Origin of the sequence: uncultured Imperialibacter sp., from assembly GCF_963974565.1 — a bacterium.
Taxonomy (GTDB): domain Bacteria; phylum Bacteroidota; class Bacteroidia; order Cytophagales; family Cyclobacteriaceae; genus Imperialibacter; species Imperialibacter roseus.
On the sequence record NZ_CAXBCJ010000013.1, the window covers coordinates 25,074 to 48,245 of the forward strand.

Consider the following 23,172-nt stretch of genomic DNA (forward strand, 5'->3'; position numbering starts at 1 on the left):
CTTCGATATCAGTTACTTCGCTTGTTCGGCCATCTGCTTAAAGTGAATGTCGTAGAAACGATAGTGTACATAAAACTTATTGCTCGACAAAATCTTTAGGATGTAACTCCAAAGGATTTCATAAGGAATTACTTCCAGGTCTACCTTGATCTCACAAGGGATTTTTGTTCTCTTCAGTTTCGAGAAGTATACCTTGCCCCGGTCTTTGATGGCGTCGTGACTAAACTCATTTTCAGTTACCATGGAGATCAGCCTGATGAAGATGCTGTTCCGGTAGTTTGTTCTCTTGTCCAAATGCTCGGAATTGTATTTCTCAAGCTCCTGAAGCACTGCTTTGAGCTTGATAACTTCCGCATCTCTCAACAGATATAGGAATTGAATAACCAGTGTGCCCACGGCGTAGTTATTCATGTCCTTAGAGTAGTCAGGCACCTTGTTGAGGAACTCCTCAAGGTCAAAGCCCCATTTGAGTAGCTTTTCGTCGTTTACGAAAACAAGGAAGGCTCTGTAAATCAACCAGCGATCTTTGTCCACCTCGTCAAGATGCACGTAGTTCTTGTTGGTTCTGATGGCTCTGAAGGCTTTTCCGGCGTCTTTGTACATCTCCCCTTTCATTAGCAGCAGGAAGTAGTACTCCATGAAGTCAAACCACTCAGGGCTGCCGTTTTTGAAGAGGCTAAGCGCCTTGGTGGCATACGCCTTTCCGTTCTCGACGTCGCCTGTATTGTAGTAGCAATAGATTTTGATCAGAGAAATCTGATTTTTGCTCAAATCGACCTCCACCTCATGGTTGTGCTTGTTGAGGTACTTTTTCTCTATGTCTGTACAAATGGTGAGGTTCTCTTTGAACTTCCAGGTAAGCTGGTTGTAAAGTAACTTTAGCTTATACGACAGCACGTCCAGTCGATTGCTTTTGAGCTGTTTAGCAGCCTCATCTATTTGCTTGATTGTCTTCGGAATAGCATCAATAACCCGCTGCTGCGCACTTACCGATTTATTAATGTTTACCAGGGTGCTAAAGTAAAGCTCCTCGCACTGCCGGGTTATTTTGAGTGTGTTCGTTACAACATCAATTTCGGCCTGAGTTTCAAGGTAGGGAGTCAGCTTTCCCATGTGCGCATATTCGTTCCTCAGAATAATGAGTGCCTCGATTTTTATCTCATGGAATTCAAACTCGGTTGTAGCCCTTATTAATTGGGGGATAAGCCGAATGCCGATTTCTGAAGATCCTTCCATGAAAAGAATCTTCGTTTGATGTAGCGTATGAAGACATTCGTAGGACATCTTGTTGTGCAACGTGTAGATGTCCTTGTCGTAATCCAGAAAGTAAAGATGATTGAGAAGCCGCTGTTTTAGCTTTGTCTTGGCGTTTCTGTAATTTCTGTTGCCAGGATCAGTGTCAAACATTTTCGTGGCTGCATCATCATCGTTGAGAAACTCTCCTGTTATAATCCCCTCATAAAGTTGATTGTCTTTTGAGATTTCCTTCTTTCGAAAATTCTGGTTAACGAGCTGTATGCTTCGCTGACCTTTCTTTTTTGCAATTTCAATGAGCTTAACTAGTTCTTCCATTATAATGTGCTAATACGTAAAGAGTACAATTTGTGAAAACAATAGAGTATACTGATTCAAGTGCCGAATTTTACCCCAAAACAGCAAAACAGTCGTAGGATAAAGCCTTCTAAAGATTAAATTAAATAAATTATAACGGATTCAAGGGTTTTATGCTAAGAATTAATTTACAGAGCGTTTGGTAAACGGGAGAGCGAGAACCCCAACATGGATTTCTGCCAACTATCGGATGACTTGAACACACGGAATAGAGAAACAGCATATTGGAAAAGTACAAAAAATAAATGTTAACAATTATTGTAAGAAATGTAACAGCAAAACTAGAGATAAGCCTATATTTGCCCCCCAAAATAAATAGCACGGCGTTGGTTGATAAATTTAAAATTAGATTTGAGTGCGTTAAGGCGCCAAAACCATTTGTTGGTTTAAACGGATATGAACAGGGTTCGGTTTACCAGGGAAGGAAGTATAATGGAATGTACGAAATTTCTGTGAAATGGGGAAACGGCGAACAGACCAAACTTATTGAACGTAAACTCTTTAGCGAGTTTTTTCAAGAGATAGATTTAAATGAAGATAACAAGGATAAAAGAAACATGTCTATATGTGTCTGACCTTGAGGCTACCCGGAAGTTCTACCACGAATGCCTGAGCCTGCCGGTCATTGCAATGGTGCCCGGCCGTCATGTTTTTTTTGACGTCGGAGACACAGTGTTGCTCTGTTTCGATGCATCGGCCACACGAAATGAAAAGGTGCTGCCGCCACATTATGCTGAAGGCAAGCAACACATAGCATTTGAAGTGCCGGCGTCGACGTATGACAGGTGGAAGGCTGCACTGCTAAAAAAGGGTGTCGAAATAACGCACGAGCAGAAGTGGAAGGAAGAAATTTACTCTTTCTACTTTGAAGACCCCGATGGGCATGTGATTGAGATTGTGCCCCCGGGGCTTTGGTAGAAGATACTAGTTGCTCTGGAGTACGCCGAGCGCTTCTTCCACGAAATCAAAGGTGGTAAGTACATCTGGCTTGCCATCAACAATGGCTACATCATGCTCGTAATGGGCCGAAGGCCTGTTGTCGGCAGTAATAATTGTCCAGCCGTCCCGGAGTTGCTTTACCCTTCTTGTGCCCATGTTGATCATGGGTTCGATGGCTATTACGAGACCTTCTTTGATTTTTGGGCCACTCCCTCTTCTTCCGTAATTGGGTACTTCGGGAGACTCATGCATTTTCTTGCCCAGGCCATGCCCTACAAGCTCCCTCACCACCCCATAACCATTGGCTTCGGCATGCGCTTGAATAGCAAAACTAATGTCACCAATTCTGTTGGAGGAAGTGGCCTGCTCAATGCCCAATGCGAGGCATTCTTTGGTCACCCTAAGAAGCTTTTTAATCTCGTCTGACACCTCTCCCACCATAAAAGTATAGGCCTGGTCTCCATAGTAACCATTTTTCAGCACCCCGCAGTCAATTGAGATGATATCGCCCTCTGCGAGTGGCTTGCCCGAAGGAATGCCGTGCACAACCTGCTCGTTGAGCGACATACACAAGGAGTTGGGAAAATCATAAAGACCAAGAAACCCCGGAATAGCTTTATGATCTCTGATAAATTCTTCAGCAAGTTTGTCGAGATGCAGAGGCGTGACACCCGGTTGTACTTCTTTTGCCAGCATACCCAGTGTGCGTGAAACCAGCTGGGCACTTATTCTCATTAGCTCAATTTCCTCTGCGGTCTTGTATTGAATCATATAAATCAGAATCTCTCAGTAATCAATATCGGCCCGGCACCAGGGCCTGCCTTTCAAAAAGACCACAAAGATAAGCTAAATAATCCTCAAAAGGTAGCTCGACTCCTTGTGCCAGGGGAAAACAAAAAAGGCGACCTTGTAGCCGCCCTTTCAGTTAATTAGAATTTTTTATATGATGCCTTCCAGCACATCTTTAATAGGCACTCTTTGTCCATCTTTGAAAGAGACAATCCAGGCATCCTTCACGCCCATTTCCCTGAGATACTTTTTGAAAGCATCAGCTTCATAGTAGTCTTTGAAGACGCCCAGTGTGTACTTGTTCACGTCGCCATCTGTTTCCGCACTGAAGTTCTCATTGTCTTTGGCAAACTTGGTGAGATCCTTGTTTTTGAAGGCACCCACCTGCACTTTGAAGACAACACCAACATTGGCGTTAATACCAGCTGGTTTCGCAGGTGCAGCATTGGCATCCTGAAGTTGCTTTCTGGTTGCTGACAAGTCGGAGCGAAGAGAGCTGATCGTTTCCTGATACTCGCTGATCTGAGAATCTTTGTCGGCCAGTTTGCTGTCAAAGTCAGCTGTTTGATTCTTTAATGTACTTACCTGGCTCTTCAGCGACTGGTTTTCCTCTAATAGGGTTTTATATTGTTCTGGCTCCAGGGACTTAGTCCTTTTCTTCCATTCCTTTTTTTCTTTCTTCGACATCTGTGCCTGAGTAGGCAAGGCTACAGCAAGACCAAAGATAATTGGTAAAAATTTGAAGAGTTTTTTCATCTTAAATTGAAATTTTAATATAACTCGTTAGCAATGTACAAAAATATGTTTGATAATGTCAAATTTCAATTTGCACTATTTCAAGCTGCCAACCATATTTTTAGGCACTACCCACTCATCGAATTGTTCATTGGTAAGAAGTCCTAGCTCAATAGCGGCCTGCCGGAGGGTGGTTCCTTCCTTGTGCGCCTTCTTGGCGATTTTAGCTGCATTTTCATATCCGATATGCGTATTCAGCGCTGTTACGAGCATTAATGACTTTTCCAGCTTGTCTTTTATTTCAGGATGATTAGGCTCGATGCCAATGGCGCAATGGTCGTTGAAAGACTCGCAGGCGTCGCCTAAAAGGCGGGCTGATTGAAGAAAATTCGCAATCATAACCGGCTTGAATACATTCAGTTCAAAATGGCCGTTCATGCCTCCCACGGTAATGGCTGCGTCGTTACCAATGGCTTGAGCGCATACCATCGTCAGTGCTTCACACTGAGTAGGATTCACTTTGCCAGGCATGATGGACGAACCAGGTTCGTTTTCAGGGATGAGGATTTCCCCGATACCACTGCGGGGCCCTGAGGAAAGCATCCGGATGTCGTTGGCAATTTTCATCAGGCTCACAGCCAGCTGCTTGAGTGCGCCCGACGATTCAACGATGGCATCGTGAGCAGCCAGCGACTCGAACTTGTTTTCGGCTGTAACAAAGGGGTGACCTGATATAGCAGCGATTTTTTTCGCCACCAACACGTCGTATCCTTTTGGTGTGTTGAGGCCTGTACCTACAGCAGTGCCACCTAGGGCCAGCTCTGATAAATGAGGGAGGGTGTTTTTCAGTGCCTTGAGTGCATGATCCAGCTGCGACACATAGCCAGAAAACTCCTGGCCCAGCGTGAGCGGGGTAGCATCCATAAAATGCGTCCGGCCAATTTTTACCACATCTTTAAAGGTGGCTGCCTTGGCAGCGAGTGTATCACGAAGCTTCTGAACTTTGGGGATCGTCACTTCAACCACCATTTTGTAACCGGCAATGTGCATGGCGGTGGGGAAGGTGTCGTTAGACGACTGTGACTTGTTGACGTCGTCGTTGGGGTGGATGATTTTCTTTTCATCGAGCAGCTTGCCGCCGTTTATAACGTGGGCCCTGTTGGCCACCACTTCATTCACATTCATGTTCGACTGGGTGCCTGAGCCGGTTTGCCAGATCACCAGCGGAAACTGATCGTCTAATTTCCCTTCCAGCACCTCGTCACAAGCCTTGGAAATGAGCTCCAGCTTGTCTTTTGGCAATACCCCAAGCTCGTTGTTGGCCTGGGCAGCAGCTTTTTTGAGTACGGCAAACGCCCTGATTATTTCAATGGGCATACGGGCGCTGTCTCCGCCGATTTTGAAATTGTCTCTTGATCGTTGTGTCTGAGCGCCCCAATATTTTTCAGCGGGCACCTCCACCGGGCCCATTGTATCTTTCTCTATTCTTATACTCATTGTACTGTTGGTTAATTCTCACGGCTAAATTAGTAAAAACCAAGCCGAATTGACACCTAATTTTCTTACGGCTATTCTATTACATGTGGCAAGAGATGCAAAGAGAATCGCTTTCAGGTTTTTGCGCTTTGCGAATAGATTTTTGACAAGAGTAAAATAACTTGCAACGTTCTCTCCCGGAATAGAGTCAACAGTATATAATGAGCAGTCAATGAAGAGTAAAATAAAGATCTATTTTTTGGGAATGTTTTTTTTGATCTCCGGCGTATCGTGCCATGAAAGAGGCCCTGACCCATCACTTTTTAGGTTTTTTGACCAGAAGGGGTTTGTTGAAAATATTGGGAAGAATTTGATCATTCCGTCTTACAAAGACCTGACTGAAAAGAGCATGGCCCTCGACACTGCCCTGACTCGCTTAGTCGAACAGCCCGGCAAGAACAACTTACTTGTGGCAAGGCAAAGCCTGAAAGATGCCTGGTTGTCATGGCAGTATTGCCTGCCGTTTGAATTCGGCCCCTCAGAACTGCGTGGCCTGAAGGCTGACCTGAATTCGTTTCCAGCCAACACGACTCAAATAGAGGCAAATCTGAAAAGTACTAGCATTGACTTGAATCTTCCGGAAAACAGCCACGCTAAAGGCTTTGCTACCTTAGACTACCTTCTTAATAATAAATCTATCACGGATGAAAAGTTGCTTGCCACAATCGAAAAAAAGACTGCCCTAAATGGGTATATGCTGGGAGTTGCCGACCAGATTTCGCTGTCGTCAAATTTGGTTTATCGCTCCTGGGATCCGGCCATAGGCGGCGTTTATTACGTCTTTTTTACTGATGACGACGCCCTGGGAGTGAAGGAAGGAAGTTCTGTTTCAGACCTGGTCAATGGCCTTGCGAAAAGCCTTGAACTGGCAGTGACGAAAGCCAAAGTTGGTATTCCTATAGGCGACTATAGCGGTGGACTGGCTGCCCCTGAAGCAACAGAGGGCCACTATGGTGGCTATTCTCTTGAGCTACTCAAAGCAAGCATCGAAGCATATCAATTGATTTTTACCGGCACTTCAAGAAGTGGAGTAGATGGGTTGGGCTTTGATGAATACCTTAACATCAAAGGGGCCAGGCTTTCTGGCACAGACCAGCAATTGTCCGAGGCGTTGGCTTCAGGCATGGACTCGGTTTTAACCACTCTCCAATTAATGACCGATCCACTCTCAGATCAAATAGTGAACAACCTGCCAGCGGTGCAAGAGCTCAACAATCAATTGAAGGCTTTGTCTTATCTGCTCAAGGAAGAAATGGCTCCGGCCTTAAGAGTAGAGATTACATATTAACGGCCCTTCCTGCCCAACAATTATCCCGCATTTTTTCCAGCGCCTTTATTTGTATTAAATCTAAATAAAGATAATTTTGCCGTTGTTTATAATTAATCTAAATAATTTGAAACAATGAGATTATACGAAAGATTCAGGGTGTTGTGGCCGCTGACGTTAATTGTATTGGTCGCTGCATGCGACAACGACGACGATGCCGGGGCGCCGGCTGCTGAAGTGCCTGCATCGTATGCATTTGAGAGGAATGGGCTGAGTACGGTAGACTTTAGCGGGCAGACTGATAGGTTAAACATGTTAGCTGAGATAAAGGCGTACATCGCTTCAGCAAATAACGGCGACAAGGTCAGTGGTGAACACATCATGGATATGTTTCAAAATCTGAACGCTCCTTTTGACGATGAGGCGCTCAATAGTTCGACAAGGAAATTGGAGGATAAAACATTGATTTCAGAGGCGGGTGCTTTGAAAGACATGTTCGCAAAGGTGGCGGAAGTAAGTGCTGACGTAGCCGATAACGGTACGCTGGCGGCACAGGGAATACCTGGAAAATTGCCAAGAGGATCAGGGTATATATTAGTAAATGAAAAAGGCTGGGAGTTTTCTCAGTTTGTCGAAAAGGGATTGATGGGCTCTTGTTTTTATCATCAGATATACAATGTGTACCTCACCGACGGACGGGTGGGAGACGGCGTTGATAACACCAATGTGGTTGAAGGTACAAACTATACTGCCATGGAGCACCATTGGGACGAGGCCTTCGGATACTTTGGTGTTCCATTCGATTTTCCTCAGGGAGAGGTAGTGCTTGAAGACGACGAAGACCGATTTTGGGCTGAGTATACCCACAAGGCGAATCCTTTCCTGGGCACCAACAAGTTGCTCATGGATGCTTACCTGACCGGACGAACAGCGATAGTCAATAAAGACTACCAGGTGCGTGACGCACAGCGGGCTGTTTTGTATGCAGGCCATGAATTGGTGGCTGCCGCCAGCGCCTTGCATTATATCAACGAGGCGATCAGCGACTTCAACAATGGCGATACTGGCAATGCGTTTCACCACCTTTCCGAAGGCTATCCATTTGTAAAGGCATTGCAGTACAGTCCCTATAAAAGGTTATCCCAGGCGCAGGTCGTAAAAATTCTATCCGAAGACTTTGGAACTGATGGTGATTTTTGGACCGTGACTATTGCAGGACTCAATCAAGCAAAAAGTACACTTGTACTCGTTTATGAAGAATTGGAGCCAGTGAAAGATCAATTATAAAAATGCAAAAATTAGTTACATGGAGTCTGCTAACTGCGCTGGGCCTGTTTATCTGGTCGTGTGGAGAGGATGACGATCCAAGGGTTGATGACAACTTCGATCAGAAAAGCTTTTTAGTGAATATTGGGACGAACTTGATTGTCCCGGCTTATGCTGAACTGAAAGATAGGTCTGACGAACTTTATGCCAGCATACAGGCATTTGTGGCAACTCCTAACCCATCAAACCTGGAAGCTGCCAGGGATGCATTGTTGGAGGCAAGAATGGCGTTCCAGTACTGTGCCCCCTACCAGTTTGGACCTGCAGAGCAGCTGGGCCTGGTAGCGGATCTAAACATATTTCCAACGGACAAAAACAGGATTGAATCCAATATCCTTAGCGGTAGTTATGACCTCAAGCTGTTGAGTAACAGTGCAGCGAAAGGCTTTCCGGCATTGGGGTATTTGCTTTACGGAAGCGAAAAGCCGGATGAGGAGATTGGTAACGATTTCCTAAATGACGATCGGAGGGCTGCCTATCTTTTGGATGTCGCCGAAACCATTAGCACATCGGCAGCGGCAGTCTTTACGGCCTGGGATCCATCCGGCGGGAATTATCTGGCGGAATTTACCAGCGACGGAGCCCTTGGGGCCGATGCCGGAAGCTCGTTGGGAATACTCGTGAATGCATTGAACCTAAGTTTGGAGCGAAACACTCGTGATGCAAAAATTGGAATTCCCGCAGGAATCAGGTCACTGGGCATTATAATCCCGGAAGCCACCGAAGCTTATTATGGAGGATATTCGAAACAATTGGCGGTGGCCAATTTAATGACTTTTAAGAGGTTGTTTCTTGGGGAGAATTTTAATGGTGAGCGGGGAACGGGATTTAGTGACTATTTGCAAGCTCGTTCCAGCGTGAGCAGTAATAGCAATGAATTATCGCTTGAAGCAGCAATTCTTGTGGAATTTGATGCAGCTATCGCTTCGCTACAGGCGCTGGAGGATCCTCTTTCCACATCCATCTCTATAGATCCGGCACCGGCCCAGCAAGCTTTTGCGCAGCTTCAAAAGCTTTCGGTCTTACTAAAAACTGATATGGCATCCATTTTAGGCGTTGTGATTTCTTATCAGGACAACGATGGCGACTAGACAATGATGTTCAGGGCTCAGTCAATTTTTTCCGGCCATGAGTCGATTGCGCCTCTGGTGATATTCAGAATGCTATTCGGCATCTTAATGGCCCTGAGTACCATCAGATTTGCAGCCAAAGGGTGGATCAGCGAACTGTATATTGAGCCCAGGTATTTTTTTACTTTTTATGGGTTTGAATGGGTCAAACCCCTTCCGGGAATAGGAATGTACTTCGTCTTTGCCCTGATATTCATCTCGGCAGTAACGATTGCATTGGGCTGGCGCTATCGATTGTCGGCTATCGTCTTTTTTTTATCGTTTACCTATGTAGAACTCATCGATAAAACAAATTATCTCAACCACTACTATGCCATTTCTCTGGTCAGCTTTTTGCTGATTTTTATGCCTGCTCATCGGCGATTTTCAATTGACAGCCACCGCAATCCAAAGCTTTTCTCGGGGCAAACGCCCTCTTGGGCACCATTTCTTCTCAAGTTTCAATTGGGAGTGGTATATTTTTTTGCCGGAGTGGCCAAGCTCAATGCCGATTGGCTTTTGGAGGCTCAGCCTCTCAAAATCTGGCTACCAGCCAAGTCAAATCTTCCACTTATCGGAAGCATCTTGGAAGAACCATGGGCGGCCTATTTGCTAAGCTGGGGGGGCGCTCTGTACGATCTGCTTATCGTGTTCTTTCTCCTATGGGCAAAGTCCCGCCCAATTGCTTATGGCTTTGTAGTGGTTTTTCATGTGCTGACCTACCTCTTATTTCCAGGGATCGGCATGTTCCCATTTATCATGGTTGGCCTGACGCTCATTTATTTTTCCGCTGATTTTCATGAAAAGGTGCTGGGAAAGCTGGAGGACCTCTTTTCGATACAACCGCCCGTCCAGCAGCCAGGCAGTTCTTCGCAGGCGTTGACAGGCGTTTGGCGGATGGCCGTGGTGTTGTTTGTAAGCTGGCAGCTTCTCATGCCCATGCGATATGTTCTTTACCCCGGGCCATTGTTTTGGCGGGAAGAAGGTTACAGATTTAGCTGGCGGGTAATGCTGATGGAAAAGGCCGGCACCGTCACCTTCCACGTGCACGATCAGGCTTCTGGCCGCAAGGGCCAGGTGGCTGCGTACGAGTATTTGACGCCTCAGCAAGAAAAGATGATGGCGACACAGCCTGACATGATCCTACAGTTTGCACATTTCCTGGCTGAAGAACTTAAAAGGAAGGGGTTGGTTGACCCAGAGATAAGGGCGGAGAGTGCCGTGAGTCTCAATGGAAGACGCAGCCGGCCTTTGATAGACCCAACGGTTAACCTGGTGCGCCAACAAGAATCATTTTCCCCAAAGACCTGGATACTCCCTGCCGAATGAAAAAATGCCTTCTGATTGTGTTAATAGCATTACTCCCTACAGCTGTTGTTGTGGCACAGGAGACAGTGCAAGGCCGAATAGAAGACATGGCCGGGTCGTCGCTTCCTGGTGTGAGAATTTTTGTTGAGGGCACGTCGCTGTTTGTCGTCTCAGATGCTGATGGGTATTTTTCGTTATCAGGATTACCAAAGGGAACCGGGGAGCTGACAGCCTACCTTTATGGTTACGAAGCACTGAGGCATAAATTAGATGATCGGGGGATATCACCCATTGTGCTTCGCCTGAAAGAGCTCGAGAAGGAACTTCATGAATTGGTGATCGATGGATCATCAGATGAAATGTTCAGCATGAAAACGCTGAGGGGTGTGGAAGGAACCAGCATCTACGAAGCCAAGAAAACAGAGGTGATCCAGCTAGAGGAGATAGTGGCAAATAAGTCTGCCAATAATGCGAGGCAGGTGTTTAGCCGAATTCCTGGTGCCAATGTTTGGGAAAGTGACTGCGCCGGGTTGCAAATAGGGGTTGCCACGAGGGGCCTCAGTCCGAACAGGAACTCGAATTTTAATACACGCCAGAATGGATATGATATAGCAGCAGACGCTCTCGGCTACCCGGAAAGTTACTATTCGCCAGCTATTCAGGCAGTGGATCGCATAGAGATTGTGAGAGGAGCAGCTTCGCTTCAATATGGCACACAATTCGGTGGACTGGTGAATTTTGTCATGAAAAAGGGGCCTGTTGATCGAAAACTGGCCGTAAGCACCGAACAAACCTATAATAGTCTCGGGTTTTACAACAGCTTTTTGTCGGCTGGTGGGCAGGTTGGCAAGGTGAATTACTATGCCTATAACCGCACTGCTTCAGGCCAATGCTGGCGTTGCAATTCAGATTTCAATTCAACCACCACCTACGGAAGGGTGGCTTACCAACTGTCGGCCAGCACCTCACTGGAAGCAGATTATACCCATTTATACTATCTGGCCCAACAACCCGGCGGCCTTACTGATAATGAATTTTATGCCGACCCGAGGCAGTCGAAAAGGGAGCGAAATTGGTTCAAAGTGAACTGGAACCTGATGTCTGCACAGCTTAATCATTCGTTTACGTCGACGTTGAGGTTGAATTCCAGATTTTTCGGGCTCGTGGCAGGCCGGGAGGCGCTGGGCAACCTTGGCCGGATCGACAGACCAGACGATGAGACGCAAAACAGGGACTTTTTAAGCGATTCTTTTCGAAATTTCGGTAACGAAACCCGACTGATCTGGAATTATAAAGTAGGCAGGCAGTATTCGGCGCTACTCGTAGGTGGAAGAATTTACAATGGATTTACAGTGCGAAAGCAGGGTGCAGGACCCGCCGGAAAAGAAGCAGATTTCAGGTACCTGAACCCAGAACGACTGGAGGGCTCAGATTTTGACTTGCCGAGCTTCAATACTGCCGCATTTGTAGAAAATATTTTCACCATCTCGGAAAAATTCAGTGTGACGCCGGGCTTGCGACTTGAGCACATCCGAACAGGCGCAGACGGCTATTACAGGGACACAAGAACAGACCTTGCCGGAAATGTGATTTATGATTCTACCGTGTATGAGAATAAGACCAATGAAAGAACGTTCCTCTTTGGCGGGATTGGACTAAGCTTCAAGCCTACTGGTCAAATAGAACTCTATGGCAACTTCTCTCAGAACTATCGGGCAATTAACTTCAATGATATCAGGGTTAATAATCCCTCGCTCTCAGTCGACGAAAACCTGACGGATGAAACGGGGTATAATTTGGATGTGGGAGCCAGAGGCGTGGGGGGCCAACTGATAAGCTACGATGTAAGTGGCTTCTACCTTGGCTACAATAATAGAATAGGGACGGTACTGCGCACCGAACCTGACCCACGATTCAATAACCTGATTGACAGAACTTTTCGTTACCGCACCAACATTGCAGACGCTGGTATTGTAGGACTTGAATCACTTGTCGAACTGAATATCGACAGGCTGATAGCCCCCGATCAGGATAGGTGGCAGCTTGCCTTCTTCAATAACCTGGCGATCATCCACTCGGTGTACCTGAGAAGTGGCGAGCCTGGAATCGAAGGTAACCAGGTGGAGCTGGTGCCCAAAGTGAGCTACCGTACAGGGTTAACCTACCGGGGAGGGCCCCTGCAGTTGTCTGTACAATATACCTATCTGTCCCAGCAGTTTTCCGACGCTTCCAATGCCGATAGTAACCCCCCTGTTCCCACCGCGGTGGAAGGCGTTATTCCTGCCTATTTTGTCTTCGATTTTTCGGCACGATATGCACCGAATAGGTTCTATTTTGAATCGGGAGTAAACAACATGACTGACAATATGTACTTTACCCGCCGAGCAGCTGGTTACCCGGGACCTGGTATTATCCCCTCCGATGGTCGCAGTATTTACTTTTCGATTGGGATTAAGCTTTGAGCATTTTGCTCACCACATCCCAAACAACTACGCCGAGGCTAACGGTGATATTGAGCGAGTGCTTGGTGCCGAACTGAGGAATTTCAATGGCTGCATCCGCTAAGGCTACTGCTTCTTCTGACACGCCGAACACCTCGTGCCCGAAAACGAAAGCGTATTTTTCGTCAGTGTCTGGTTGGAAGTCTTGCAGAAAGATTTTTTCGTCCGTTTGCTCGACCACGAAAATTTTATATCCCTCTTTTTTCAGCGATTGGATAGCTTCTGTAGTTGTTGGAAAATACTTCCATTCAACAGTATCAGTTGACCCCAGGGCCGTCTTGTGAATCTCTCTGTGAGGGGGCGTTGCCGTGATGCCACAAAGCAGTATTTTTTTCACCGCAAAGGCGTCGGCAGTCCTGAAAGCAGCGCCCACATTGTGCATGCTTCTTACATTGTCGAGCACCACAGCGATCGGAAATTTTTTAGTAGTTTTGAAGTCATCTACTGACAGCCGATTGAGTTCGTCGTTACTGATTTTTCTCATGAAGAAGTATTTTTTCAGGGAAAAGATGTCCCCGGCGTATCGGCAAAAGTAAACTTTTTCAGGAAAGAGCACATGGCTAAAAAAGCAAGTACAAATGAGGTGGCGGAAACCCCGCTGATGAAGCAATACAATGCCATCAAATCAAAATATCCCGGGGCACTTTTGCTTTTCAGAGTGGGCGATTTCTACGAGACCTTTCGTGAAGACGCCGTAACAGCCAGCCAAATCCTCGACATTGTGCTTACCAAAAGGGCCAACGGCTCTGCCTCACATATTGAACTGGCAGGCTTTCCTCATCATTCCCTCGACAATTACCTTCCCAAGCTGGTAAGGGCAGGCCATAGGGTCGCCATTTGTGATCAGCTGGAAGACCCGAAAATGGTGAAGGGCATTGTGAAGCGGGGAGTAACTGAGTTGGTAACGCCCGGGCTTTCTTTCAACGACAATGTGCTTGACCGGCGGAGCAACAACTTTCTGGCTTCACTATATTTTGACAAAGAGAAAGCAGGAGTGGCATTTCTCGACCTGTCGACGGGTGAGTTTATGGCCTCAGAGGGCACACACTTGCAGGTGGAAAAGCTGATGCAGGGATTTGATCCTTCTGAGGTGATTTACCCCAAAAACCAAAAAGCGGTTTTCAAGGAAAAGTACCGAGACTACAACACCACCTTTGCGCTCGACGAATGGGTGTATGGGCCTGACTATTCCTTCGAGAAACTCACCAAGCATTTCAAAACCAAAAACCTGAAGGGCTTCGGTATCGATGGTCTGGCACTGGCCGTTTCGGCTGCCGGCGCTGTGCTGCAATACCTGGAGGACACCGAGCACAGGGAGGTCAGCCATATTTCTTCCATCAGCAGGATTGAAGATGAGAAGTTTGTATGGCTCGACAAGTTCACCATCCGCAACCTGGAGCTGATCAACCCGCAGCAACCCGACGGCGTGGCTTTGTTCCATGTAATGGATCAAACGCTTACGCCCATGGGAGCCAGGCTTTTGCGCAAGTGGTTGGTGCTGCCTTTGAAAGACAAGAGCGAAATAGAGGCAAGGCTACAGGTGGTGGAGGAGTTGTATGAAAACGAGGACTTACAACAGAAGACGAGAGACATACTAAAGAACATCGGCGATCTGGAAAGGCTGATTTCCAAGGTGGCTGTTGGCCGGGTGAACCCCAGAGAGTTCATGCAATTAAAGAAAGCCCTGAAGCACATAGGGCCGCTGAAGGAGCTGTTGCTGGAATCGGAATCGCCCTCACTCAAAAGATTGGGGGATGTGCTCAACCCTTGTGAGTTGCTGCTTGAGAAAATTGAAAAGGAGCTGAAAGACGAGCCTCCGCTTTCCATTACCCAGGGGCAAGTGATAAAAGAAGGCGTGCATGAGGAGCTGGACGAGCTGCGAAACATAGCCTTTCACGGAAAAGATGTGCTCCTGCAAATTCAGCAAAGAGAGGTAGAAGCGACAGGGATCAGTTCATTAAAGATCGCCTTTAATAAGGTGTTTGGCTACTACCTGGAGGTGACGCATGCGCACAAAGACAAGGTGCCTGTGGAGTGGATCCGTAAGCAGACGCTGGTAAATGCAGAGCGCTATATTACTCCGGAGCTCAAGGAGTACGAAGACAAAATTCTGACGGCCGAGGAGAAAATGTCGGTGATAGAGCAGCGGCTGTACCTTGAGTTGGTGCAGTTTGCCTGCGACTACGTGGAGGCCATTCAGCAGAATGCACGGGTGCTTGCCCGCATCGACTGCCTGGCTTCGTTCGCCACCATTTCAAAAAAGAACCGCTACGTCAAGCCTGTCATTAGCGACGATAGAATTATCGATATCAAAGAAGGCCGCCACCCGGTGATTGAGAGCCAACTGCCGGTGGGGGAAATCTACGTGCCCAACGATGTGTACCTCGACGACCAGTCGCAGCAGGTGATGGTGATTACCGGGCCAAACATGGCTGGTAAGTCGGCCCTGCTGAGACAAACGGCGCTGGTGGTGCTCATGGCACAGATGGGCTGCTTTGTACCAGCAACCTATGCGCATGTGGGGTTGGTCGACAAAGTCTTTACAAGGGTGGGTGCTTCTGACAACCTGAGCCGTGGGGAGTCTACCTTTATGGTGGAAATGACCGAAACGGCCAGCATTCTGAACAACCTGAGTGGCGACAGCCTGATATTGATGGATGAAATAGGCCGAGGCACGAGTACCTACGATGGTATTTCCATTGCCTGGTCGATTGTGGAGTATTTGCACAACCACCCCAAGTTCAAGGCCAAAACGCTGTTTGCTACTCACTATCATGAGCTCAACCAGCTGGCGAACGACCTGCCAAGGGTGAAGAACTTCAATGTGTCCGTTAAAGAGCTCGACAACCGGGTGATCTTCCTGAGGAAGCTGCAGGAAGGCGGCAGCCACCACAGCTTCGGTATCCACGTGGCGCAAATGGCCGGCATGCCCAACACTGTGGTGATCCGCTCCAACGAGATCATGCACAACCTGGAAAAAGACAAGATCAGGGACGAAACGGCTGACATACTGGAATCCATGCCGAAGTCCAACTTTCAGCTGGCACTGTTCGAAGCCGACCCCAAGTTTGAGAAAGTGAGGGAGCTGCTAGGCAAGATCGACATCAACACCATTTCGCCGGTGGAGGCATTGCTCAAGCTGAATGAGGTGATAACGACATTGAAGGGGAAGTAGGGTTTTCAGATCACACAAAAACCAAAACGCCGAACTTTGCAGCTCGGCGTCAAGTACCAGGAGCGGGGATCGAACCCGCACGACCTTTAAGGGTCACAGGATTTTAAGTCCTGCGTGTCTACCAGTTCCACCATCCCGGCAGGGCATTGAAAGATTTTAGTATTTATTGATTTTGTGATTTGTCCTGCCTCATCTTGCTTCTGGAAGCTGAAAAAATCTTTACCAGCTCGAGGCTTTCAGAAATATAAGGTGATAACAACTCTTTTTCCAGAATGCCACCCTCCCGGGCATATTCCAGCCAAAAAAGACTTTCATCAGCCTCTTCTAAAACGATATTAAGCTTGGCGTAAAATTCAGGTTTTGATCTTGCTCTACAGGCTGCCCGGTAGTTAGCAGCAACAGAGCTTGAAGAACGAAGAAGTTGTCTGCCAATGATCCTCCCTTCATCTGTGGATTTTAGCTGTCGGAAAACAGCCAAAATGGATAGAGAGAACTTAAATGTTCGATCCTTTAACTCTTCCGAGGTCATCGTGAAGGGAAATCAACAAATAACAAAATCAATAAATCAAAGAATGATTTGGAGCGAAAGACGGGATTCGAACCCGCGACCCCGACCTTGGCAAGGTCGTGCTCTACCAACTGAGCTACTTTCGCTTTTGACCCGGCTCCTTTCGGAAACGGATTGCAAAAATAATGAGCGGGAATGATTCTGCAATATTCTGAGTGAAATTTTTCACACATTTTATTCAGCTGCTACCAGGCAACTTTTAAAATATTGCCTGCTGAGCCTGTAACCGTTTGACTTCCAATGCCATTAACACACTGCCGATCAACAGCATGGCGGCTGCCACCACCAGTGTTTCAAAATAGGAAAAATGAGCAGAAAGCCCCACCAACGAAATAGAAGGTAGTGCAGCAAGTGCTATTTCGGTGATGGCAAAACCACCAAAGAAGACCGATATTCCGGTTTTTGACATGGCAGTGAGGTGCAACCAGCCCCCTAAAATGTAGAATCCCAGCAGCATAAAGCTAACCACGCCAATAAAAATCAAGTGGATAAAGGCAATGATGATCCCATTGTTTGCCATCACCCAGCTATCGATACCGGGAATGCTGCCTGCCAGTTGCAAAAAGTATTTCACGGTGAGTAGCGTAATGCCTAACTGAAGGCACTTTCTGGCCCAGGGCACTGGTAAATTTTGCTTCAGGTGCTTCCAAACAAACCTAAGCAATAGCAGGACACCGACTATTTGTAAGACACCGGTAGCCATCGCCAACAGATATTTCCAGTCGCCCAGATCGGTCCACAAGGCGCTCATGACATAGGCTGGCCCAACAGTGTACAGCAGGGTGTATTTGAGCCATTTCCTCTCAGTGTCGGCAAGGCTCCAGCCGCTTCTTTCCAGCAGCCTGAATAGCATGGCCAGGCAGGCAAGCACAAACCAGCCATTGAACTGGAAGTGCATAAAAAAGTAGATGGATAGTGAGTAGAACGAGCTGTCTTTTAAGCCCATGGCCGAAAGCGGGCCCAGCATCAGTGGCCCGACACCCGAAATAAGCTCATACACCAGTGCCCAGCGCAAAAAGCTTGCTGCAAGGCTGCTATCGCCCCTTATCACTTTGAATATTGATACGGCGATGGCGATGGTCACTGCCATGTGGAGCGTGCTGAAGGCAATTGCCACGGGGCCATAGCCCTGAAAGGGAAAGCTGCCCAGCATGCCCAGCACGCCTATCTGCAGGGCGAAAAAGTAGCCCCGGAACAGTTTGCCATTGTTTTCTTTGGCCACAAAATGTTGGAGCATGAGAAGAAACAGCGCATTGTATACCCACCCCATGAAGGCAGTGTGGGAGTGGGCATGCACAAAATACCTGTAGGTGATGGGCAGCGGGCTTACCATTTGCCAGCGAAGTAGCAGCCCAAGGGCGGATAAGGCGACGAGATATAGTAAAGGGAAACGGGCAAACTTGCCAGGATCAAACCGACTCATGAGCAGAACGATATTTTCTGATCAATGTAAAACTAATAAGGGTCAACAGAAAACCCAGTATGCTAATGGCATTGAGCAGACCACTCCATTTTTTTACGGTCGTGAGAAGCAGAATATCGGCTGCGAAGACCCTTAGCAACAGAGAGGCAGACAGGAGGATAAGCCAGACAAAAAGCACTGGGTGAAAAGGAGGGGCGCCCAGGCCTGCAAGGTAGGAAGCCTTGGCCAGGGCATGAATAAATACCATGGAGAAAAGGAAGCCGACAAAGAACGAATGCGTGGTGGCATCGTAGCCGTAAATGTGCTCCTTCCACAGAATAACACCAACGCCGGATGTGAGCAGCCAAAACCAGCCTAGCATGATGGCAATGAACGAATACTTTTCGTAGCTCCAGCCCATGCCCTGATCTGTTTGGATCTCGATGAAAAACATGCCAGATGCAATTAAAATCAGACCTGCTCCCGTGAGATAGTAGCCACCAAGGTGAAATGGAATCATCAGGCTGGCAATAAACAGGATCAGCCCCAACTTGATCACGCTTCCCGTGAACATGTTTTTTGCTGAGTTTTCCGAGAGCCGGGTGGCCAAGATGAAGCAAAGTACAAAGCCCATCCAGAAAGGGATGATAGCAGGCATTAGCGGATTGTACAACAAGCGAATATTGCCACCGGCAAAGCACAGGGCACCGCAAAGCTGGACAATACTGACCCACGTGAGCCGGGACGACAGCAGGTGAATAGCCTGCAGCAAAACCAGCAATGCGGAAGCAGTCACCAGGCAATAGGGAGCCACCTGCTGAAAGCCGAGGAGCCAGGCAATGACCGCCGCACCCGAGAACGCAGGAATGAGCCACCATTTGCCATTGCCGGCGAGCAGACTTCTTTCTACCCCAATCAGGGTGCCCACAAAGCCACCCACCATGAGCGGCCCGTGTAGTGTCGCCAGGTCAACAGCAGGCAGGTTGAAGCCGATTCTGATTAAGCCGGCCCAAATTCCCGACAGCAGCCCGATAAGCGCCAACGCAAAGAAGGGGAGCTTTGATTTCATACTAGAAGTCTTTGCGGGCAGCCACTCTCAGAAAACCAAGCAAAGGGCCCACTACCCACAGAACCAGTGCTGAGATGGATACCAGCATACCCATGGACGTGCCGAAAAACTTATTGAATACTGCTCCGGTATACCCCATCAGCGCTGCCATATCCAATTTCAGCAGCAGGGAGGTTCGTGACAGGTCGATTGGATTGAGCACGGTAGCGATCAGGGAGAATTTTTCCAGTGGATAGTCTTCAAAAAAGAGCAGAAAGATAATAAACAGACCGTCGTACAGCACGGCCAGGAACAACCAGGTAAGGATGGCTATGGCAAATCCTTTCATGCGGTTGGTTTGCCTGAGGGCAATGAGAAAGGCGATGGCCGTAAATATGGCTGTGAGCAGCGTTCCGATGCCAAGCAGGTAGAACAAATCAAGCCAGAGCCTGACCTCAAAGTGGCCCAAAAAGATGGCTGGAATCAAAATACCAAGCAGGAAGCTGGCGGCGAGCGACGTGAATAGGCCCAGGTACTGTCCCAGGAAAATCGAGCGTCGCCTTACAGGTTGGGCCAGCAGCAGCTCGGTAAATTCTGAGGAGTTGTAAAAGTAGACGATACCGTACAATGTACTGATGAGTGGAATAAGCACCACCACAATATTGAGCAGGCTCGTAATGGCTGCTGCCACCTGCCCGCTTAAATGCAGGAGACCAGCGGTAACAATCATAAAAAACAGGAAATAGAAGTAGGTCCACCGGCTGCGCAGGAGGTCAAAAAAGCTGTATTTGAATATTTTCCACATGGCGATTTTTATTAAGCGTTGACGGACGTTCTGTCCTTCCGTTGAATGAGAAAATGAGCGATGGCTTCTTCCAGTGTGTTCTTTTCAGTAAGTGAAAACAGCTCGCTCAGGCTTCCCTGGAAGTACACCTTGCCATCTAGCAGGAACACGATTTCGTCAGCCAGTTCTTCCACGAGTGGCATGATATGCGTGGTGACCAAGATGCACTTTCCTGCCTTGCGCATGTCCTGTATCAGTCGCTTCAGTGCCAGCAACGCTACGGGGTCAAGCCCCGCAGTAGGCTCGTCCATCAGCACAATGGGCGCATCGAACATGAGGGCAAGTACCAGATTCACTTTTTGCCGGGTGCCACCACTGAGCGTCCCGAGCTTTTTGTCGAGAAACGGCTGAAGAGAAAGCCGGTCGACCAAGGAACCCTCGTTGGCGGGCTCCTGCCGCACTTCTTTGATCATTTGTAGCAGCTCCTGCACTGTGAGGTTAGAGGGAAACTGTGCAATTTGTGGCACATAGCTCAGGTGTTTCCTGTAGTTCCATGCATGGCGGGTAGGCTCGCCTCTTACCTCGATAGTTCCTTTATCAGGTAGGGTCATACCCAGAATGCTTTTCATCAGGGTGGTTTTTCCAGAGCCGTTGGGTCCTAACACAGCGGTTACCTTTCCGGGAAGAATTTCCAGTTGGACGTCCTTCAGCACTTCCAGTTTGCCAAAGGACTTATGAAGATGTTGAATATTGATCATGGGGATGAGGTTTCATAAGTGGCTGATCGTCGAACAGGTTTTGCGGCGTGAATACCGGCGTCACTTTTTCAGTGAAATTCATGAGATCAACAAAAAGACTTCGAAGGAGCACAATGGCTTGTGGCACCTTTTCTACTACAAAAGAGAAAAGCTTCACAGGCCGGTAGGGCACATCGCCCAGGCCATTTTTGTCGAGGTCGTAACCAGTATACTCCGACCAGTAGTTTCTTGTGTATTGGTTGTACTGTCTGGTGGCGTTGGTGCCTACGTCAAAGGTATTGTCTATAAAATTGTTCTCGGTAATAATGTTGTCTCTGCAGCTCCCGAGTATTCGCAGTGCATATCCGTTCTCAGTAAAATCGTTTTGGCTGATGGTCATCCTGTCAGAGCTTTCTCCATAGATACCGATGGTGTTGCCCTGAAAAAGGTTGTTGCTGATCAGCCCGTCTTTAATTTCCTTGAGCAGTATGCCATAAGAAGCACTGCCCCAATTGTCGATAAACCTGTTTCGCTTCATCACAATCTGAGAGGAAAACATAACCGCTACTCCGGCACCGTTAGACTGAAAGGTGTTTTCGAGGTAATCATTGTAATTTGAGAACATAAAGTGGAGGCCATACCGCAGGTTGTCCTGGCTCACATTGCGCACTATACGGATGCTATCGGAAAACTCCAGATAGATACCATCCCTGTGGTGGCGGGCTTCGTTGTTACTTACGTCTACATTTTTGCAATACCAAAGGTGGATGGCATTGCCTGAGCTGGCTTCAACCACTGCCTGCCCGATGATGGAGTTTCCGGCGACCCTGCCGTCCCGACTCTTTTGCAGGTAAATACCAAAGAAGGTGTTTTCAAGTTTGTTGTCCTGAATGTTGAAGTGCCGGGCTTCTTCCACGTGAATGGCCGCCAGGTCTCTCACATAGTTGGTGGCCACGTTTCGGATATGAAAGCCTATGATACTGACGGAATCCGCCCTGATAATGATCGCATCGTTCTTAAGACCGGCATCAAGAATGGGGTAGCCCACACCCAACAGGGTGCATGGCTTGTCAATGATCATCTCGTTTTCAAAGTACACACCAGGAAACACCTTTATTACGTCTCCTGATGCTGCTGCGGCCAGCGCCTGCTTGATTGAAGCGTATTTTTTTCCCACCTCCAGGGTGTCGGGCACTGCACCCAAGGCCTGAAAGGTGGCGATAACTAAAAATGGGATGATGAAACGACTAGGAAACCTCATGGGAGCTGGGCGGTAAGGCCAGGCAGGTTGTCTATGCCTGATTGAAGTTTCTCCCAAGTATATATTTCTCCATCGTATCCGTCAATAATGGGCTCAATTTTGGACTTGGAGCTCAACGCTGTGATGTACATGCCCATAGGGCTTGGTAGCTTGGCACTTCTGATGAAAACGCATTTGGCCGCATCCATAAGTGTGCCTGGCTGGTCGTAGGGCACCACCATTTCAAAGGCTATATTCTCAGCACTTATCTTGTTTTCGTCTGCATATTGCACAAGGCACTCCACAGCGTCGAAGGTATAGATTTTGCCAGTGCTGGAAACCAGCTCAGCTCCATATTGTGGCTGTACGATCTTCATTTTGCAATGGTGACAATGGTCGCTGCCCAAAGCAAGCGGCCGGGGAGTTACCGAGCATGACGTGAGGCCAAAAACCGTGATCAAAGCGACCATTGCCATAGCCTTTTCCAGCACTGCTGTTTTGCGAGTTTTCTTCTTCTCCAGCCAAAATGCCAGCAGGGCAAGTGCTATGCCTGCTCCAAGGAAGTAGCCACCTGTTGACGGCCAGGAGTCAGCCTTAAAATTCAGCAGCATTTTCGAGCCAATTACAGGTGGCTGATAAGCCATGCCGGGTACTTTGATGGGTGCCTTAGGGCTGAGATTGTGCCCATAGTCGTATTCCCAGAGGTAGAAGTCGTAGACACCGAGGCCTCCAAGGACAATCATAATCATGGCCCAGGTGAGGTAGAGCGATTTCTTTTTTACCAGGAAGAACAGCAGCCCCAAAAGCGACATGCCACCTACAATCCAGGGGAAATATTTCAGCTCAGGAATTGAGTCGGGTACGATGAATTGCATGCCCACGTAGTGGTTGAGGATGTTGATATTTTGCAATGTGCTGGGCGAGTCCCCTGTTATCTGATTGATCCAGATATACATAGAAATACCGTCAGGGTATTGGGGAGCTTGTAGCGTGATTTTCCATAGCGGAAAAGCAAACAATGCAAGCGGCAAAAGTATGGCCAGCAAGAAAAGGTAATTGAATTTAACTTTCATAATCGAAAGGGGTTAACCCTCGCA

General features: G+C 47.8%; 20 protein-coding genes and 2 tRNA genes. 8 read left to right on the forward strand and 14 right to left on the reverse strand.

Annotation, left to right across the window (positions count from 1 at the left end; genetic code table 11):
• Positions 1-12: 12 nt before the first annotated feature.
• The gene (locus AAC052_RS17855) at positions 13-1,572 is read right to left on the reverse strand and encodes a hypothetical protein (protein WP_317488760.1); all 1,560 of its coding nucleotides are present in this window, start codon (positions 1,570-1,572) and stop codon (positions 13-15) included.
• A 284-nt stretch (positions 1,573-1,856) separates the two neighbouring features.
• On the opposite strand from AAC052_RS17855, the gene AAC052_RS17860 reads away from it, so the two are divergent.
• A complete protein-coding gene (locus tag AAC052_RS17860; protein ID WP_317488759.1) occupies positions 1,857-2,186 on the forward strand; it encodes a hypothetical protein in 330 nt (109 codons plus the stop codon).
• A complete protein-coding gene (locus AAC052_RS17865; protein ID WP_317488758.1) occupies positions 2,179-2,529 on the forward strand; it encodes a VOC family protein in 351 nt (116 codons plus the stop codon). Before AAC052_RS17860 ends, AAC052_RS17865 begins: the two co-directional genes overlap by 8 nt.
• Before the next feature lie 6 nt (positions 2,530-2,535).
• On the opposite strand, the gene map is transcribed toward AAC052_RS17865, so the two are convergent.
• The 3 genes from map to fumC all read right to left on the reverse strand — a co-directional run bounded on the left by map (position 2,536) and on the right by fumC (position 5,571).
• Positions 2,536-3,321, reverse strand: coding sequence for a type I methionyl aminopeptidase (gene map / locus AAC052_RS17870; RefSeq protein WP_317488757.1), 786 nt, complete (start codon positions 3,319-3,321; stop codon positions 2,536-2,538).
• Between the two features lie 168 nt (positions 3,322-3,489).
• Positions 3,490-4,095: an Ezrin/radixin/moesin family protein gene (locus tag AAC052_RS17875; RefSeq protein ID WP_317488756.1), complete on the reverse strand. Its 606-nt coding sequence runs from the start codon at positions 4,093-4,095 to the stop codon at positions 3,490-3,492.
• 75 nt (positions 4,096-4,170) lie between these two features.
• Positions 4,171-5,571, reverse strand: coding sequence for a class II fumarate hydratase (fumC, locus tag AAC052_RS17880; RefSeq protein ID WP_339814878.1), 1,401 nt, complete (start codon positions 5,569-5,571; stop codon positions 4,171-4,173).
• 211 nt (positions 5,572-5,782) lie between these two features.
• Here fumC and AAC052_RS17885 point away from each other — a divergent pair, with 211 nt between their 5' ends.
• The 5 genes from AAC052_RS17885 to AAC052_RS17905 all read left to right on the forward strand — a co-directional run bounded on the left by AAC052_RS17885 (position 5,783) and on the right by AAC052_RS17905 (position 13,082).
• Complete coding sequence (locus tag AAC052_RS17885; RefSeq protein WP_339814879.1) at positions 5,783-6,898, forward strand: imelysin family protein; 1,116 nt, start codon at positions 5,783-5,785, stop codon at positions 6,896-6,898.
• A gap of 114 nt (positions 6,899-7,012) precedes the next feature.
• Complete coding sequence (locus tag AAC052_RS17890) at positions 7,013-8,164, forward strand: DUF4856 domain-containing protein (RefSeq protein ID WP_339814880.1); 1,152 nt, start codon at positions 7,013-7,015, stop codon at positions 8,162-8,164.
• Between the two features lie 2 nt (positions 8,165-8,166).
• Positions 8,167-9,294 (forward strand): imelysin family protein, encoded by a 1,128-nt coding sequence (locus AAC052_RS17895; protein WP_339814881.1) that lies wholly within the window; start codon positions 8,167-8,169, stop codon positions 9,292-9,294.
• A 3-nt stretch (positions 9,295-9,297) separates the two neighbouring features.
• Positions 9,298-10,641 carry an HTTM domain-containing protein gene (locus tag AAC052_RS17900; RefSeq protein WP_339814882.1) on the forward strand — a complete coding sequence of 448 codons (1,344 nt, stop codon included), beginning with the start codon at positions 9,298-9,300 and terminating at the stop codon, positions 10,639-10,641.
• Positions 10,638-13,082 (forward strand): TonB-dependent receptor, encoded by a 2,445-nt coding sequence (locus tag AAC052_RS17905; protein ID WP_339814883.1) that lies wholly within the window; start codon positions 10,638-10,640, stop codon positions 13,080-13,082. Before AAC052_RS17900 ends, AAC052_RS17905 begins: the two co-directional genes overlap by 4 nt.
• On the opposite strand, the gene AAC052_RS17910 is transcribed toward AAC052_RS17905, so the two are convergent.
• Positions 13,072-13,605, reverse strand: a complete 534-nt coding sequence (locus AAC052_RS17910; RefSeq protein ID WP_339814884.1) for an RNA methyltransferase — start codon at positions 13,603-13,605, stop codon at positions 13,072-13,074. The genes AAC052_RS17905 and AAC052_RS17910 overlap by 11 nt on opposite strands.
• 72 nt (positions 13,606-13,677) lie before the next feature.
• Between AAC052_RS17910 and mutS the strand changes: the two genes are divergently transcribed.
• Complete coding sequence (gene mutS / locus AAC052_RS17915) at positions 13,678-16,296, forward strand: DNA mismatch repair protein MutS (RefSeq protein ID WP_339814885.1); 2,619 nt, start codon at positions 13,678-13,680, stop codon at positions 16,294-16,296.
• Between the two features lie 54 nt (positions 16,297-16,350).
• On the opposite strand, the gene AAC052_RS17920 is transcribed toward mutS, so the two are convergent.
• From AAC052_RS17920 to AAC052_RS17960, 9 genes are all read right to left on the reverse strand, one after another.
• Positions 16,351-16,436 (reverse strand) — tRNA-Leu (locus AAC052_RS17920).
• Positions 16,437-16,459: 23 nt separating this feature from the next.
• Entirely contained in the window at positions 16,460-16,825 is a 366-nt protein-coding gene (locus AAC052_RS17925; protein ID WP_317488747.1) for a four helix bundle protein, read from the reverse strand.
• 49 nt (positions 16,826-16,874) lie between these two features.
• Positions 16,875-16,950 (reverse strand) — tRNA-Gly (locus AAC052_RS17930).
• A gap of 113 nt (positions 16,951-17,063) precedes the next feature.
• Complete coding sequence (locus tag AAC052_RS17935) at positions 17,064-18,287, reverse strand: hypothetical protein (RefSeq protein ID WP_339814887.1); 1,224 nt, start codon at positions 18,285-18,287, stop codon at positions 17,064-17,066.
• Positions 18,274-19,335: a hypothetical protein gene (locus tag AAC052_RS17940; RefSeq protein WP_339814889.1), complete on the reverse strand. Its 1,062-nt coding sequence runs from the start codon at positions 19,333-19,335 to the stop codon at positions 18,274-18,276. The genes AAC052_RS17935 and AAC052_RS17940 overlap by 14 nt, the downstream gene beginning before the upstream one ends.
• Before the next feature lies 1 nt (position 19,336).
• Positions 19,337-20,119, reverse strand: coding sequence for an ABC transporter permease (locus AAC052_RS17945; RefSeq protein ID WP_317488744.1), 783 nt, complete (start codon positions 20,117-20,119; stop codon positions 19,337-19,339).
• A gap of 11 nt (positions 20,120-20,130) precedes the next feature.
• Positions 20,131-20,856 carry an ABC transporter ATP-binding protein gene (locus tag AAC052_RS17950; protein WP_339814890.1) on the reverse strand — a complete coding sequence of 242 codons (726 nt, stop codon included), beginning with the start codon at positions 20,854-20,856 and terminating at the stop codon, positions 20,131-20,133.
• Positions 20,831-22,096 carry a nitrous oxide reductase family maturation protein NosD gene (locus AAC052_RS17955; RefSeq protein ID WP_339814891.1) on the reverse strand — a complete coding sequence of 422 codons (1,266 nt, stop codon included), beginning with the start codon at positions 22,094-22,096 and terminating at the stop codon, positions 20,831-20,833. The genes AAC052_RS17950 and AAC052_RS17955 overlap by 26 nt, the downstream gene beginning before the upstream one ends.
• Positions 22,093-23,148, reverse strand: a complete 1,056-nt coding sequence (locus AAC052_RS17960) for a nitrous oxide reductase accessory protein NosL (protein WP_339814892.1) — start codon at positions 23,146-23,148, stop codon at positions 22,093-22,095. The genes AAC052_RS17955 and AAC052_RS17960 overlap by 4 nt, the downstream gene beginning before the upstream one ends.
• Positions 23,149-23,172 lie beyond the last annotated feature (24 nt).

Bases quoted from the DNA above. Each gene is read 5' to 3' on its own strand.
- AAC052_RS17960 (WP_339814892.1), bottom strand. From the start codon at position 23,148: ATGAAAGTTAAATTCAATTACCTTTTCTTGCTGGCCATACTTTTGCCG.
- AAC052_RS17900 (WP_339814882.1), top strand. From the start codon at position 9,298: ATGATGTTCAGGGCTCAGTCAATTTTTTCCGGCCATGAGTCGATTGCG.
- map (WP_317488757.1), bottom strand. From the start codon at position 3,321: ATGATTCAATACAAGACCGCAGAGGAAATTGAGCTAATGAGAATAAGT.
- AAC052_RS17925 (WP_317488747.1), bottom strand. From the start codon at position 16,825: ATGACCTCGGAAGAGTTAAAGGATCGAACATTTAAGTTCTCTCTATCC.
- AAC052_RS17885 (WP_339814879.1), top strand. From the start codon at position 5,783: ATGAAGAGTAAAATAAAGATCTATTTTTTGGGAATGTTTTTTTTGATC.
- AAC052_RS17955 (WP_339814891.1), bottom strand. From the start codon at position 22,096: ATGAGGTTTCCTAGTCGTTTCATCATCCCATTTTTAGTTATCGCCACC.
- AAC052_RS17855 (WP_317488760.1), bottom strand. From the start codon at position 1,572: ATGGAAGAACTAGTTAAGCTCATTGAAATTGCAAAAAAGAAAGGTCAG.
- AAC052_RS17875 (WP_317488756.1), bottom strand. From the start codon at position 4,095: ATGAAAAAACTCTTCAAATTTTTACCAATTATCTTTGGTCTTGCTGTA.
- AAC052_RS17905 (WP_339814883.1), top strand. From the start codon at position 10,638: ATGAAAAAATGCCTTCTGATTGTGTTAATAGCATTACTCCCTACAGCT.
- fumC (WP_339814878.1), bottom strand. From the start codon at position 5,571: ATGAGTATAAGAATAGAGAAAGATACAATGGGCCCGGTGGAGGTGCCC.
- AAC052_RS17890 (WP_339814880.1), top strand. From the start codon at position 7,013: ATGAGATTATACGAAAGATTCAGGGTGTTGTGGCCGCTGACGTTAATT.
- AAC052_RS17940 (WP_339814889.1), bottom strand. From the start codon at position 19,335: ATGAAATCAAAGCTCCCCTTCTTTGCGTTGGCGCTTATCGGGCTGCTG.
- AAC052_RS17935 (WP_339814887.1), bottom strand. From the start codon at position 18,287: ATGAGTCGGTTTGATCCTGGCAAGTTTGCCCGTTTCCCTTTACTATAT.
- AAC052_RS17910 (WP_339814884.1), bottom strand. From the start codon at position 13,605: ATGAGAAAAATCAGTAACGACGAACTCAATCGGCTGTCAGTAGATGAC.
- AAC052_RS17945 (WP_317488744.1), bottom strand. From the start codon at position 20,119: ATGTGGAAAATATTCAAATACAGCTTTTTTGACCTCCTGCGCAGCCGG.
- AAC052_RS17860 (WP_317488759.1), top strand. From the start codon at position 1,857: ATGTTAACAATTATTGTAAGAAATGTAACAGCAAAACTAGAGATAAGC.
- mutS (WP_339814885.1), top strand. From the start codon at position 13,678: ATGGCTAAAAAAGCAAGTACAAATGAGGTGGCGGAAACCCCGCTGATG.
- AAC052_RS17950 (WP_339814890.1), bottom strand. From the start codon at position 20,856: ATGATCAATATTCAACATCTTCATAAGTCCTTTGGCAAACTGGAAGTG.
- AAC052_RS17895 (WP_339814881.1), top strand. From the start codon at position 8,167: ATGCAAAAATTAGTTACATGGAGTCTGCTAACTGCGCTGGGCCTGTTT.